13 protein-coding genes are annotated in these 14023 nt (G+C 66.7%); 9 read left to right on the top strand and 4 right to left on the bottom strand.

From position 1 onward, the window contains the following. Nucleotides 1-37 precede the first annotated feature (37 nt). From aroA to mscL, 7 genes are all read left to right on the top strand, one after another. Nucleotides 38-1357, top strand: a complete 1320-nt coding sequence (aroA, locus tag ACZZZD_RS08010; RefSeq protein WP_463434110.1) for a 3-phosphoshikimate 1-carboxyvinyltransferase — start codon at nt 38-40, stop codon at nt 1355-1357. Then, nucleotides 1354-1623: a hypothetical protein gene (locus ACZZZD_RS08005; protein ID WP_463434109.1), complete on the top strand. Its 270-nt coding sequence runs from the start codon at nt 1354-1356 to the stop codon at nt 1621-1623. Before aroA ends, ACZZZD_RS08005 begins: the two co-directional genes overlap by 4 nt. Nucleotides 1624-1708: 85 nt before the next feature. Beyond that, entirely contained in the window at nt 1709-2056 is a 348-nt protein-coding gene (locus ACZZZD_RS08000) for a hypothetical protein (RefSeq protein WP_463434108.1), read from the top strand. A 29-nt stretch (nt 2057-2085) separates the two neighbouring features. After that, entirely contained in the window at nt 2086-2730 is a 645-nt protein-coding gene (gene cmk, locus ACZZZD_RS07995) for a (d)CMP kinase (protein ID WP_463434107.1), read from the top strand. A gap of 202 nt (nt 2731-2932) precedes the next feature. Further along, nucleotides 2933-4636 (top strand): 30S ribosomal protein S1, encoded by a 1704-nt coding sequence (rpsA, locus tag ACZZZD_RS07990; RefSeq protein ID WP_463434105.1) that lies wholly within the window; start codon nt 2933-2935, stop codon nt 4634-4636. 323 nt (nt 4637-4959) lie between these two features. Next, nucleotides 4960-5250, top strand: a complete 291-nt coding sequence (locus ACZZZD_RS07985; RefSeq protein ID WP_463434104.1) for an integration host factor subunit beta — start codon at nt 4960-4962, stop codon at nt 5248-5250. 41 nt (nt 5251-5291) lie between these two features. Then, nucleotides 5292-5714: a large-conductance mechanosensitive channel protein MscL gene (mscL, locus tag ACZZZD_RS07980; protein WP_463434103.1), complete on the top strand. Its 423-nt coding sequence runs from the start codon at nt 5292-5294 to the stop codon at nt 5712-5714. Here mscL and ACZZZD_RS07975 read toward each other — a convergent pair whose 3' ends face one another. After that, nucleotides 5715-6866, bottom strand: coding sequence for an N-acetyltransferase (locus ACZZZD_RS07975; RefSeq protein ID WP_463434101.1), 1152 nt, complete (start codon nt 6864-6866; stop codon nt 5715-5717). Between the two features lie 281 nt (nt 6867-7147). Here ACZZZD_RS07975 and ACZZZD_RS07970 point away from each other — a divergent pair, with 281 nt between their 5' ends. Then, nucleotides 7148-8911 (top strand): peptide MFS transporter, encoded by a 1764-nt coding sequence (locus ACZZZD_RS07970; protein WP_463434100.1) that lies wholly within the window; start codon nt 7148-7150, stop codon nt 8909-8911. 72 nt (nt 8912-8983) lie between these two features. Here ACZZZD_RS07970 and ACZZZD_RS07965 read toward each other — a convergent pair whose 3' ends face one another. Beyond that, the gene (locus ACZZZD_RS07965; protein WP_463434099.1) at nt 8984-11068 is read right to left on the bottom strand and encodes a TonB-dependent receptor plug domain-containing protein; all 2085 of its coding nucleotides are present in this window, start codon (nt 11066-11068) and stop codon (nt 8984-8986) included. A 145-nt stretch (nt 11069-11213) separates the two neighbouring features. On the opposite strand from ACZZZD_RS07965, the gene ACZZZD_RS07960 reads away from it, so the two are divergent. Next, the gene (locus tag ACZZZD_RS07960; protein WP_463434097.1) at nt 11214-12164 is read left to right on the top strand and encodes a TraB/GumN family protein; all 951 of its coding nucleotides are present in this window, start codon (nt 11214-11216) and stop codon (nt 12162-12164) included. A 7-nt stretch (nt 12165-12171) separates the two neighbouring features. Here ACZZZD_RS07960 and ACZZZD_RS07955 read toward each other — a convergent pair whose 3' ends face one another. Both ACZZZD_RS07955 and tldD read right to left on the bottom strand, forming a co-directional pair. Beyond that, on the bottom strand, nt 12172-12477 hold the full coding sequence (locus ACZZZD_RS07955; protein ID WP_463434096.1) for a hypothetical protein: 306 nt from the start codon (nt 12475-12477) through the stop codon (nt 12172-12174). Between the two features lie 60 nt (nt 12478-12537). After that, on the bottom strand, nt 12538-13968 hold the full coding sequence (gene tldD / locus ACZZZD_RS07950; RefSeq protein ID WP_463434095.1) for a metalloprotease TldD: 1431 nt from the start codon (nt 13966-13968) through the stop codon (nt 12538-12540). Between the last annotated feature and the right edge of the window lie 55 nt (nt 13969-14023).

The raw sequence follows: 14023 nt of genomic DNA, 5'->3' as shown, positions 1-14023 counted from the left end.
GCGGCCGTTTCGACAATACAGCCTGAAGCGGGTGCATATGCCTTCCCAACTGACCGCCCAACTGACCGCGAGCCGTTCGTCCGCCCTGGCCGGAAAGGTTCGCGCGCCCGGCGATAAATCCATGTCGCACCGGTCGATGATCCTGGGTGGAATGGCGTCGGGCGTGACCGAGGTCGAGGGTCTGCTGGAAGGCGACGACGTTCTGGCCACCGGCCGCGCGGTCGAGGCGTTCGGCGCCAAGGTCGAGCGGACGGGCGACGGCAAATGGCGGATCGAGGGCGCGGGCGGCTTCAAAACGCCTTCGTCGGTAATCGACTGCGGCAACGCGGGGACCGGGGTTCGCCTGCTGATGGGGGCGGCGGCGGGCTATCCGCTGACGGCGACCTTCGATGGCGACGGCTCGCTGAGGAAGCGGCCGATGAAACGCGTGACCGGGCCGTTGGCCGAGATGGGCGCGCGGTTCGGCTGGCTGTCGGCCGAGGATCGGCTGCCGGTGACGCTGACGGGCGGGACGTTGAAGGCCATCGACTATGTGCAGACGGTGGCCTCTGCCCAGGTCAAGTCGGCCATCCTGCTGGCCGGGCTGAACGCCGAGGGCGTGACCTCTGTGGTCGAGCCGGAAAAGAGCCGCGACCACACCGAACGGATGCTGCGCGCCTTTGGCGCCGAGGTCGGCGTGGAGGAGATGGGCGAGGGCTGGAAGGTGACGCTGAAGGGCGGGCAGCCGCTGACCGGAACCTTCGTCGCTGTGCCGGGCGATCCGTCCTCGGCGGCCTTCCCCCTGGCGGCGGGGCTGATCGTGCCGGGGTCGGAGGTCACGGTCGAGGGGGTGATGCTGAACAGTCTGCGCACCGGCCTGTTCGACACCTGGGTCGAGATGGGCGCGGACTTGACCATCACCAACCGGCGCGAGGCCGGCGGCGAGGATGTCGGCGACATCACCGCCCGCCATTCCGCGCTGAAGGGCGTGGTGGTGCCCGAGGCGCGCGCCGCCTCGATGATCGACGAATATCCGATCCTGGCGGCGACGGCGGCATTCGCCGACGGCGTCACGGTCATGCGCGGCGTGGGTGAGATGCGGGTCAAGGAAAGCGATCGGATCTCGCTGATGGTCGAGGGCCTGCGCGCCTGCGGCGTTCAGGTCGAGGAGGAGCCGGAGGGCTTCATCGTCACGGGTGGAGGGGTTCGCGGCGGCGCGACCGTCCACACCGCCCACGACCACCGCATCGCCATGAGCCACTTGGTCCTGGGCCTTGCCGCCGAACAGCCGGTCTCGGTCGACGAGCCCGGCATGATCGCCACCAGCTTCCCTGGCTTCGTCGAAATGATGAACGGGTTGGGCGGGCATATTGCGTGAAGCCGGCGCGCGACGTCCCCTATCGCGGCGTCGCGGTCCTCGGGCTTCTGACCTGTCTGGGCGGGGCTGGCTGGACGGCCTGGACCGTCTGGCAGGGGATGCTGACCGGCAGCGTCAGGGGCAAGCACGGCGCCGTCCACATGAGGGCGGAGGGCGATTTCTTCTTCTATTCGACGGTGGCGCTGAACGGTGTCGCCTGTCTGGTGTGGCTGGGCCTGGCGGCGTTCGCGGTCGTTGTTCTGGTTCGTTGGAGGGACTGGACGTGAGCGGGCCGGGGCGGTTGCGTCAAGCCGACGCCCTGAGGCCTGACGGTCGCCCCACGAATGGCGTAGCTCTTGCGAGATCTTGGCCATGTCGCTCGTCGCTAACCTAAAACGATACATCGGCCTCTATGTGCCCGCTGTCGCTGTCGGCGGCCTTTGCGCCTTCATTGGTCTGGAGGGACTTGTCCCTGCTCTGGAGGGCGAAACCCCAAAGCTGAGAGGCGTGGAGCGGATCATCTCGTTGGCCGACAGTCCGGTCGCCTTCTGGTGGGAAGTGTTCCAGCGCGCTTTCATGATGCTGATGGCGCCTGTCTTCGGTATCGGCCTCGCCTGGGCGCGGCGGTCCGACGAAGAGAGCGACTGGTTGATCCGGCGACGCAGCAAAGCCAACGGGGCGTTGGACAAGGGCGTGCGTCGACCGCTAAGGCCTGACTAGACTTGAATGCACGCGTCCGGAACCTTCGCTTGACCCTGATCATCGCCGTCGATGGACCGGCCGCCTCTGGCAAGGGGACCATCGCCGCGCGCCTGGCCCAGACCTATGGACTGCCGCATCTGGATACGGGGCTGCTGTATCGGGCCGTGGGGGTGAAGGTGCTGGAGGCCGGCGGCTCGCTGGACGACGAGACGGCGGCGACCGACGCGGCGAGGGGGCTGGATGCGTCGGCCCTGTCGGAAGACGAGCGTCTGACCACAGGCGAGGCGGGCGAGGCGGCCAGCCGCGTGGCGGGCCATCCCGGCGTTCGCGCGGCCCTGCTGGAACTGCAACAGGCCTTTGCGGCCCAGGCGGGCGGGGCTGTGCTGGACGGGCGCGACATCGGCACGGTGATCGCGCCGGACGCCAAGGCCAAACTGTTCATCACCGCGACGCCTGAGGTCCGTGCGACCCGCCGCTGGAAGCAGCTGACGGCGCGCGGATCGGACATCGCCTTCGAGGCGATGCTGGCCGATATCCAGCGCCGGGACGAACGCGACGCCGGGCGGGGCGCGGCCCCCATGGTCCAGGCCGACGACGCGGTCTTGCTGGATACGACCGACATGGGTATAGAGGCCGCCTTCGATGCGGCCCGCCGTATCGTCGAGGCGGCGCGCGCGAAACACGGTCTCTGAGACCGTTCATCGCAAATCCAACGCTCCCACCCTCGGCTTCCGCGGGCGTTTTGATCGTTCTGAACGGCCTCGCATCCCGACGACCTGATTCCATCTTTTCCCATCGCCTCGCGCGCGGCCCTTAGCTGCGTGAGGGGTTTCACCTCGCGCGGGACCGCCCTGCAGTCGCGCGCCACAGCCCTACCGGAAACACCAGAGCTTCATGTCTGATACTCTCAATCCCACGCGCGACGACTTCTCGGCGCTGCTCGACGAACAACTTCAGGGTCGCGACTTCGGCGAAGGCCAAGTCGTCCACGGCCGCGTCGTCGGCATCGAAAAAGACATCGTCATCATCGACGTCGGTCTGAAGACCGAAGGCCGCATCGCAATGCGCGAGTTCGGTCAAGGCGACGAGGGCGCACTGCCCAAGGTCGGCGACAACGTCGAGGTTTACCTGGAGCGCGTCGAGAACGCCCTGGGCGAAGCCGTCATCAGCCGCGACAAGGCCCGTCGCGAAGAAGCCTGGACCCGTCTGGAAGTCGTGTTCGCCGAAGGCCAGCCGGTCAACGGCGCCATCGTCGGTCGCGTCAAGGGCGGCTTCACCGTCGACCTGGGCGGCGCCTCGGCCTTCCTGCCCGGTTCGCAAGTCGACATCCGCCCGGTTCGCGACGTCGGTCCGCTGATGGGCAAGGAACAGCCCTTCGCCATCCTGAAGATGGACCGTCCGCGCGGCAACATCGTCGTCTCGCGTCGCGCCATCCTGGAAGAAGCCCGCGCCGAACAGCGCACGGAACTGGTCGGTCAGCTGGCCGAGGGTGAAGTCCGCGAAGGCGTCGTCAAGAACATCACCGACTACGGCGCCTTCGTCGACCTGGGCGGCATCGACGGCCTGTTGCACGTCACCGACATGTCGTGGAAGCGCGTCTCGCACCCGTCGCAGGTTCTCGCCGTCGGCGACACCGTCAAGGTCCAGATCGTCAAGATCAACCCGGACACCCAGCGTATCTCGCTGGGCATGAAGCAACTGCAGTCGGACCCCTGGGACGGCGTGGAAGCCAAGTATCCGGTCGGCGCCAAATACACGGGCCGCATCACCAACATCACCGACTACGGCGCCTTCGTGGAGCTGGAAGCCGGTGTCGAGGGTCTGGTGCACGTCTCGGAAATGTCCTGGACCAAGAAGAACGTCCACCCCGGCAAGATCGTCTCGACCTCGCAGGAAGTCGACGTCGTGGTTCTGGATGTCGACGCCTCCAAGCGCCGCATCTCGCTGGGCCTGAAGCAGGCTCAGGACAATCCGTGGGATGCGTTCGTCGCCAACAACCCGATCGGCTCGACCGTCGAGGGCGAAGTCAAGAACGCCACCGAGTTCGGCCTGTTCATCGGCCTGGACAACGACATTGACGGCATGGTGCACCTGTCCGACCTCGACTGGTCGGTGTCGGGTGAAGAAGCCATCCAGCGCTATCGCAAGGGCGAGATGGTCAAGGCCAAGGTCCTGGACGTCGACGTCGAGAAGGAACGCGTTTCGCTGGGCATCAAGCAGCTCGGCGGCGATCCGATCGGCGAGGGCGACACCTATCGCCGTGGCCAGCAGATCACCGTCACCGTCTCGTCGATCGAGTCGGGCGGCATCGAGGTCAAGTTCGGTGAAGACGACGCGCCGGTGACGGCCTTCGTCCGCAAGTCGGACCTGTCGCGCGACCGTAACGAGCAACGTCCGGAGCGCTTCGCCGTCGGCGATCGCATCGACGCCATGATCACCGCCGTCGACAAGGCCTCGCGCCGCGTCTCGGTGTCGATCAAGGCGCTGGAAATGAAGGACGAGGCCGAGGCCATCGAACAGTTCGGATCGTCCGATTCGGGCGCTTCGCTGGGCGACATCCTGGGCGCTGCGCTGAAGAACGCCGGCACCAAGGACTAAACGCTCATCCGAAGAGCGTCAGGCGCCTCGCTCAAGCCGCGAGGCGCCGCGCGCTCTGCGGTGGCGGAACAAGTCCCCGCTTAAGCAGTGGAGCGCCGCGCGCTCTGCGTTAGCGGGAAAAAGAATGAAGGGCGGCGGGAGCGATCCCGTCGCCCTTTTCTCTGTCTGGCACACCCTTGTGTTCGCTAGCGGACACATTTCTTGCGAATGGCGCGCATCGTTGGCGGATAAGGGCTTTTTCGAGAGGCAGTCGAAGGTTAGGGTGTCTGCTCTGGATGACGCCGGGCTAAGCGGCCCGTCAGTCCGAGCTCTCGGGGGCGCCGATGATCAAGTCCGAACTGATCGAAAAGCTTGCGACGGAAAACACCCACCTGACCCACGCGGAGGTAGAGCGGCTGGTCAACGTCATCCTGGGCACCATGACCACGGCCCTGTCCGAGGGCGGGCGGGTCGAGCTGCGTGGTTTCGGCGCCCTGTCGGTTCGCTCGCGACCGGCGCGGGCCGGACGTAACCCCCGCACCGGCGAGGCCGTCGAAGTGCCGGCCAAGGCCGTGCCCTTCTTCAAGAGCGGCAAGGAACTGCGCGAGCGGCTGAACGCTTCCGGCGACGCGTGAGCCTGCGTTTCGTCTTCTGACGATCATCCAAGGAAAATCCCATGAGCCTGCTGTCTGAGTTTCGTGAGTTCGCGGTCAAGGGCAATGTCGTCGATCTGGCGGTCGGCGTGATCATCGGCGCAGCGTTCAACGGCATCGTCAAAAGCCTGGTCGATCAGGTGGTGATGCCGCCGATCGGCCTTGTGACCGGCGGGATCGATTTCTCCAAGCTGGAGTGGGTGCTGCGCGCCGAAAATCCCGCGACGGAGGCCATCGAGAAGGTATCGATCCAGTATGGCGCCTTCCTGAACACTGTTATCCAGTTCCTGATCGTGGCCTGGGTCGTGTTCATGGTGGTCAAGGGGATCAATGCCCTGCGTCGTCAGCAGGCGGCCCAGCCGGATCCGGCGCCTGCCGCGCCGACGGCGACGGAATCCCTGCTGATCGAAATCCGCGACGAACTGAAGGCCCGCCCCAAGGTCTGATCAGGCCTTGGAGACGCGGCCGCGTGAGGTCGCGCGCGCCGCGGACGGCCGGCTGCGACGCGCTGGCGTCGGGGGACTGCGCGAACAGATGCCGTAGTCGCCGTCGAACGGGGTCGGCGCCCAGGCCGAGGCCAGCGCCGGATCGTCGATGATCGCATGGCAATGGCCCCAGCCGCCTTCGCGTCGGGCCGTTCGCGTCAGTTCGCCCAGGGCCGCCAGCATCTGCGGCGTCACCATCTGCAACCGCACCTTGGCGGCGCCCATGGCGCGCGCGTTGTCGATCAGGGCCTGCGTCAGCAGTTCGATCGCATCCTGCGCCGTCTCCAGCGCGACCAAGTCGATGATGTCCAGGCAGGGCGGTTCGATCAGGCTGGTCTTGGTCATTTGCGCCATGGCGGTCGCGACGATCCGGTCATCGCGCACACAGGCCAGCAGCAGCGGCTTCAGCGTCAGGTCGGGGTCCGCCATGCGCCAGCGCAGGGTGTCGGGACCGCGATCCGCCAGCAACCGATCCTCCGACGATAACCGCCGCCAGAAGTCGGCGTAGGGCGAGCCGTCCGACAGGTCGCGCAACACCTCCACGTGAGGCGGCAGAGACAGGGTGTTCTGGCGAAATACGCGCCCGTTCATCAACTGGTCGCCCAGCCGCGCAGCGGTCGAGGCCGAGGTTCGCCCGAGGAGCGCGCGCAGTGCCCGGCCCTTGGCGCAGGCCAGTCTGTCCGTCACCCATGACAGTTTCAGCGCATGCGTGTCGGTCGGCCAGGGCGACATTCCGAACAGACCGTAAAGCGGCGCGGACCGGGCGTTGGCGTTGAAGGTGTAGCGGGCGAACAGGCCCGGCTGTTTCAGGAAGGTACGGATCAACGGACGGCTGGCGCCCTTCTGGCTGGGCGGCACGATGATCGAAAAGCCGGTCGCTCCATAGAGACTGCGCGACCCGTGCCGAAACCGCTGCACGAAGTTGCCCAGCATGGCCACGGCCTCGTCCTGGTCATCGGCGACCACCCAGCCTGTCGGAGCCGCGATGTCCTGGCGCGCCGGATTGGCCTCCAACCAGCGCCAGCCGGCCGGCGACCGTTCGGGCCAGCCCACGTCGCGGTGAAGCCGGTTCAGGGCCTCATGGTCGGATCCGACGATGGGTCGCACGGACATCGGGCGCTCCTTCCCATTATGAAACCGGAGGTCTCTCCTAGGCCCGAGGATTGCAGAATGGGGGCCAACTTATATCACCTAAGGTTGCATCTGGCGACAGGTCTTCGCGGCACGCTGTCCCACAATGGCCTTAACACTTGTTCGGATTCGCCCGCTGTGCTGGGTATGCGCCTTTCGCGCGCCCGATAAGCGGCGCGGCAGTTGGGAGTGAGCCGTTGACAGCGACGGATGGGGGGGCGCTCGAGCCTCGCAAGACTTTCCTGGGGCACCCGCGGGGGCTGGTGATCCTGTTCTTCACCGAGATGTGGGAGCGGTTCTCCTACTACGGCATGCGCGCGCTGCTGGTGTTGTACCTGACGCAGCACTTCCTGTTCGGCCCGGCCGAAGCTCAAGGCATCTACGCCGCCTATGCCGCGCTGGTGTATTTGATGCCGGTCATCGGCGGCATGATCGCTGACCGCTATCTGGGATCGCGCAAGGCGGTCATCATCGGCGCCGTCCTGTTGGTCTTGGGCCACTTCACCATGGCCTTCGAAGGCACGGGCGGACGTGAAAGCCTGACCATCGGCGAGACGACCTATCAGATTCAGGTCGAAGGCCGCGACCAGAACCGCAAGATGTTTGCCGTCAACGGCGACGAGCGGGTCCATATCGCCATCACGCCCGAAGGCGTCTCGACCGTTGGCGCTGAGCCCTCGGCCGCCAACGCCGCAGACGCGGCGGCCGCCGCCGTCGGGACGGGCCTGGGCACGCCGCCGACCGGCGCGCTGGATCCCGCGACCCAGGCCGCCCCGCAGGCCGCCGCCGCCGCTGGCTTCCCCGCCTTCACCGCGACCGGCGCCTATACGCTGGAGACCGAGCGCGACCAGAAGCTGGGCGAGCCCGTCCTGTTCCTGGCCCTGGCCCTGATCATCGTCGGCGTGGGCTTCCTGAAAGCCAATATCTCGACCGTCGTCGGCTCACTTTATGAGCAGAACGATCCGCGTCGCGACGGGGGTTTCACCATCTTCTATGTCGGCATCAACCTGGGCTCGTTCCTGGCCACGGCCGCCTGTTCCTATCTGGGCTTCAACTACGGCTGGGCCTACGGCTTCGGCCTGGCGGGCATCGGCATGTTGGCGGGTTTGCTGACCTTCGTGCTGGGCCAGTCGTGGCTGGAAGGTCGCGGCGGACCGCCGGTTCCGATCCAGGGGCGTTCGATCCTGGGCGTGCCGCTGGTGCCCTTCTTCTGGATCGCCGGCATCATCGCCGTCATCCCGACCTGGCTCCTGATGCAGCGCCACGAGATCATCGAGACGGGCCTGCCCTGGATCGCCGGCGTGATCTTCGCCTCCGTCGTCGGTTTCACCGTCTTCCGCCTGAAGGGCGCCGAGCGCAGCCGCATGCTGGTCGCCCAGGTGCTGATCTTCTTCTCGGTGCTGTTCTGGGCCCTGTTCGAACAGGCCGGCTCGTCGCTGACCCTGTTCGCGGACCAGTCGACCCAGATGCCGTCGTGGTTCAACGCCGGCTATACGCAGATGTTCAACCCCGGCATCATCGTCATCGGCGGCCCCATCATGGCCGCCCTGTGGCTCTGGCTGGCCAAGCGCAAGCTGGAGCCGTCCACGCCGGTGAAGTTCTCGTTCGGTCTGGTCTTCGTGGGCATCGGCTTCCTGGTCCTGACCTGGGCGGCGGGAAACCAGGCCAATGAGGCCTTCCGCGTCCCGTTGCTGTTCCTGTTCCTGACCTACTTCTTCCACACGGTCGGCGAGCTGTGCCTGTCGCCGGTGGGCCTGTCGATGATCACTAAGTTGTCGGTGGCGCGCGTGGTCGGTCTGATGATGGGCGTCTGGTTCCTGTCCAGCTCGGTGGCGCATATCGTCGCCGGCCTGATCGCCAAGGCGACGGCGACCGATACGGTCGCGGGCGTCGTGACCAGCCCGGCCCTGGCGCTGGAAACCTATGGGTCGATCTTCGGCACCATCGGCTGGACAGGTGTCGGCGTCGGCGTCTTCCTGCTGCTGATCTCGCCGCTGCTCAAGAAGGGCATGGCCGGGGTTCACTGATCCCGACCGCCTGACGAAGAAAAGCCCCGGCGGAGCGATCCGCCGGGGCTTTTTGCTGGGCGCCGTCTCCCCTCAGAACGTCTTGCGGACGCGCAGCGACAGGAAGGTGCGCGGGTCGATGTCGCGGTCCTCGACGAAGGCGACGGTGCGGGGGTCGCGCGAGGCATAGACCGTGCGGCGGATGGTGAAGTCGTCCCACAGGTTCAACTGGGCGCGGATGGCCAGGGTGGGGGTGGGCTTGTACTCGACGAAGCTCTCGACATAGCCCGAGCCGCGCCAGATGCTGACCTGATCGGGACCATAGGTGGGCTGACCCAAGCGGGGAAGCCAGTTGATACCCCACTGGGTCTTCCAACTCGTGATGTCTTGCTGGAACCCGATGTTGGCCTGGCTGGCGCGCACGCCCGAGATCGGCCGTTCCTCGCCCGTGGTGGGGTCGGTGACGCTGGTCTTGTTCCAGTCGTTCTTGAAGGTGAAGCGCCCGCCCGAGATGCCGAACTTGTCCAGCGGAACGGTGACGTTCAGCGACAGTTGGTCCAGCGTGCCGTCGCCGATATTGCCCACCGCCGACAGGCCTTCCGGCAGCGGCAGGCGGTCGATGACGTCGATGATTTCATCGTGGCGATAGCTGATGGCGACGATGCCTTCGCCCCAGAAGCGGCGTTCATAGGACAGTTCGGAAATCCAGCGCTGCTCCGGCTCCAGATCGACGTTGCCGCCGAACACATTGTTCTCGTCCAGATCAGCCGATGCGGCGAAGTCGCCGAAGTCGAGCTGGCCCAGCTCGCGCTCGAAGCGGAACCGCAGTTGGTTGTTCGCCATCGGCGTCCAGGTGGCCAGCAGGCGGGGCTTGGCGAAGAAGAAGCTCTTTTCCTGGTTCGCATCGCCGGATTGTTTGATGGTCGAGGCCTCCAGGCGCACGCCGCCTTCCAGCGTCAGCTTGGGGTTTACGCGCCAGGTCGCCTTGCCGAAGGCCTCGCCGCGCGTCTCCTCGACCTTGACCGAGGCGCTGGGCAGATCGATCACGGTCCCGCCGATGGTGAAGCCCTGCTGCACGTCCAGCATGTTGTAGGCCACCTCGCCCCCGGCCTCGAAGGTCAGGGCCGGCGAGCGCTCGTTGCGGACCAGGGCGCGCAGGATGGTTTCCGACGAATCGCCGTTGGACTTGAACTGCTGTTCCGGGTCGACTGCGCCGTTCAGTGTCTCGTTGCTGTTGGAGACATTGTCGAAGCTGCTGAACTCATGAATGAAACGCGTCTCGAACTGCCAGCGGGGATTGATCGGCCGTGTCCAGGTGACGCCCACCTCGCCGAACTTCTCGTCCTCGGCATAGTCGCTGCGGCGGAATGAGTTGTCCGACGTCAGCTCGGCCCAGTCCTGATAGTCGCTGATGCCATAGCGAGCCGTGCTCTCGACCTTGCCGCCGAACAGGGGTCCGGAATAGTTGCCGCGGATCGAGTTGCTGCCGCCCCAGCCGTCGTTCTCATACCGCTCGTCACGGATGACCTCGCCTGCCGCATTGGTGCGGATCGAACGACCGACGCCGTTGGAATCGCTGGACCCGATGCCGTCCGACAGGATGACACCCCAGCTGCGGTCGCCATTCTGCGCCGTGAACTGATAGGAGCCGCCATAGATGTCATGGCCGCCTTCGAAGAGCATGGCGTTCCAGGTCAGGATCGACTGGCGGCTGCTGATGGATTTCAGGACCACGTTCACGACAACGGAATAGCCTTGCATATCGATGCCGGACGCGCCGCCGCGGATCAGTTCGATGCGCTCGACCTGGCTGGCCAGTGTGCGGCCCAGGACATTGGATCCAACATCGTTCTTGGATGCCGGGCGGTTGTTGTTGATCAGAACGTTGCCGACCGCGCCCTCGAAACCGCGAGCGCCGGAGCCGTCGTCGATGGAGAAGCCGGGCACCCGGTTGACCATGTCCAGCGCGGTGTTGGGGCGTTGGGCGGCGAAGAAGTCAGGGGTGAAGACCAGCACGCCGCGCTGGCTGGCGTCGGCCAGCGGCGCTTCGCTTGTGGGGCCGGTCGGGACCGGGGCTTCCGCGACTTGCGGCCCATCCCCGGTGGAGACGTCTCCCGCGAAGGCGGCGCCGGCGGAGATCAGCAGGGCGGTGCTGGCCAGCAGCAGGGTCTTGGTCATCGGTTTCCCCTCGGGTTGTTGACGAGAGGTGTGCCGATCCGACGCGTTCATCTCCAGTTACAAGGCTGAAAGGTGGATTAAATCGACGACATCATTACAGAGATTTCATTACGCCCAGGACAGTAAAGCATCTTACAGCGATGTAATGATCCAACGCTCATCTTCTCTATTGTTGTCTCTGCTGGCGATGGCCGTCCTCGCTGGCCCGGCGGCGGCTCAGGAGGCGCCTGATGATACGCCCTCCGACGCGGTCGAGGACATCGTCGTCACGGCGCGCCGGATCGAAGGGCCGATGTGGGAGGTGCGGCGCGGCGACAGCGTGCTGATCCTGGTCGGATCGATCGACGGCCTGCCGCGCGACATGGAGTGGCGCACCGACGCCCTGACCTCGGCGGTCGAACGCGCGGATCGGGTGTTGTTCCCGGTGCAGGGCCAGGCGTCGCTGGCGGATGTCGGGCGTCTGCTGTGGCGGATGCGGACCCTGACGCGCCTGCCGGGCGACCGCACCAGCGCGGACTATCTGTCCCCCGAGCTTGAGGCGCGGGTGGAACAGGCGACAGGCGAGGGCCCCAGCCGCAAGAGCATGTTGATGCTGTCGGCGGACCTGATGGAGCACGGCGGCTATGCGCGTCGGGCGCGGCCGGTGTCGGAGGTGGTGCGTCGCGCCGCCCGGACCAACCGCACCCCGGCCGAGCCGGTGGGTGTCTTTCGCGGCGACGAGATGGTCGACAAGATTCTGACCACGCCGCCTGAGGCCTATGTGGACTGCATCACGGCGGCGGTGACGGCAGCCGAGGCCGATCCGGAAGAGGCCGCGCAGCGCGCCGAGGCCTGGCGTCTGCGGCGTGTGCCCGCCGTATTGGCATCGTCGTTGGATCAGGCGACCAACGCCTGTTCCTACTGGGCGGTGATGGGACAGGGAGAGACGCTGCGGGGCATCTGGAACACGGCGGTGGACGAGGCGCTGGCCGAGACTGGCGTCACGGTCGCCATCGCGCCGTTGCGGCTGTTGGCCGAGCCGGGCGGCGTCCTGGATCGTCTGGAGGCGGATGGGCTGGAACTGCTGGGTCCCGACTGGCGCCCATCCGTCCCCTGACGAGGTCTTAGTTGGCCGGAGCCGGCGCGCGTTCCGGCACGGCGTCGCGGGCCGCGTCGCCGATGTTGTCGGCGGCGTTGCCGACGCTCTCGGCCGCACCGGCGACGGCGTTGGACTCGATCGCGTCGTTGCGGTTCATGTTCATCAGGAAATAGCCGATCACCAGAACGGCCAGCAGGCCAATAATCAGGGCGACGATGGCGCCCATGCCGCTGCCGCTGCGGCGCTCCACGACGGTCGTGGGGGCGGCGGTGGTTTCGGTGATGCGTTCAACCCGACCATCGGGATGTTGGACTTCGCGTTCGGTCGGCATGGTGTTTCCTCTCCAGTGGTGGCGGGGGAACACCTAGCGCTACGATACGGTTCCGCTCGCTCAGACCGCCGTGCCGCCGACGGTCAGGCCACCGATCTTCAGCGAGGGCTGGCCGATGCCCACGGGCACGCCCTGTCCGGCCTTGCCGCAGACGCCGACGCCGGGATCGAAGGCGAAGTCGTCGCCGACCATCTGAATCTTGGTCAGGGCGGTGGCTCCGTCGCCGATCAAGGTGGCGCCGCGGACGGGGGCGGTGATCACCCCATCCTCGATCAGATAGGCCTCGTTGCACTGGAACACGAACTTGCCGTTGGTGATGTCCACCTGGCCGCCCGAGAAGTTGGCGGCGTAGAGGCCGCGCTTGGTATTGGCGATCATGTCGGCCTTGGAGTCCTTGCCGCCCTCCATGAAGGTGTTGGTCATGCGCGGCATCGGCATGTGGGCGAAGGACTGGCGACGGCCGTTGCCGGTGGCGGCGACGCCCATCTGACGCGCCGACAGCCGATCATGCATCAGCCCGACCATGATCCCATCCTCGATCAGGACGGTGCGCGAGGTCGGGGTGCCCTCGTCGTCGATGGACAGGGAGCCGCGACGCCCGGCGATGGAGCCGTCGTCCACCACGGTCACGCCCGGCGCGGCGACCCGCTTGCCCATCATGCCGTTGAAGACGGACGAGCCCTTCCTGTGGAAGTCGCCTTCGAAGCCGTGGCCGATGGCTTCATGCAGCAGGACGCCAGGCCAGCCGGCGCCCAGGACCACGTCCATCTCGCCCGCCGGACAGTCGATGGCGTCCAGATTGACCAGGGCCTGGCGCAGGGCTTCGTCCACCTGGGCCTGCCAGCGGTCGGGGGCGACCCAGGTCTCGAACCCGGCCCGACCGCCGGCGCCGGACGAGGCGCTCTCGCGCTTGCCGTGCTGTTCGACGGTGACCGAGACGTTCAGGCGCACCAGGGGACGGACGTCGCGCACAGCCCGCTCATCGGCGCGCAGGATCTCGATGGCGCGGCGCTCGCCCACCAGCGAGGCCGAGACCTGGACGACGCGCGGATCGCGGGCGCGGGCCCAGGCGTCGATCTCGGCCAGAAGCGCGATCTTGTCCGAGAAGGCGGGCGAGGCGAGGGGATCGACCTCGCCATACAGTTTCTGATTGGTGGCGCGTGGGCCGTCGGCGACCAGGGCGGCGTGGCCCTGTTTGGCCAGGGCGGCGCTGTCGGCGGCGCGTCGCAAGGCGGCGGCCGAAATCTCGTTGGCGTGGGCGTATCCGGCGGTCTCGCCCGCCACGACCCGCAGGCCGAAGCCCTCGGTGGCGTCATAGGCGGCGGACTTCAGCCGGCCGTCGTCGAACACCAGGCTCTCGCTCTCGGACCGCTCCAGAAACAGCTCGCCGTCGTCGGCGCCGGCCAAGGCCGTCTTCAGGATCGACAGGGCTTCGTCGGTATCGACGCCGGCGGCGTCGAGGATGGGCGGCGGGGAGGCGTGAACGGTCATGGCCTGTAGGTAGGGGCTGAAGGCCGCTTCGTCACCTGCCGAGGCGCGCGATCTT

This window comes from Brevundimonas sp. AC546, from assembly GCF_979258305.1.
This window is presented reverse-complemented; position numbering and strand designations above follow the sequence as displayed.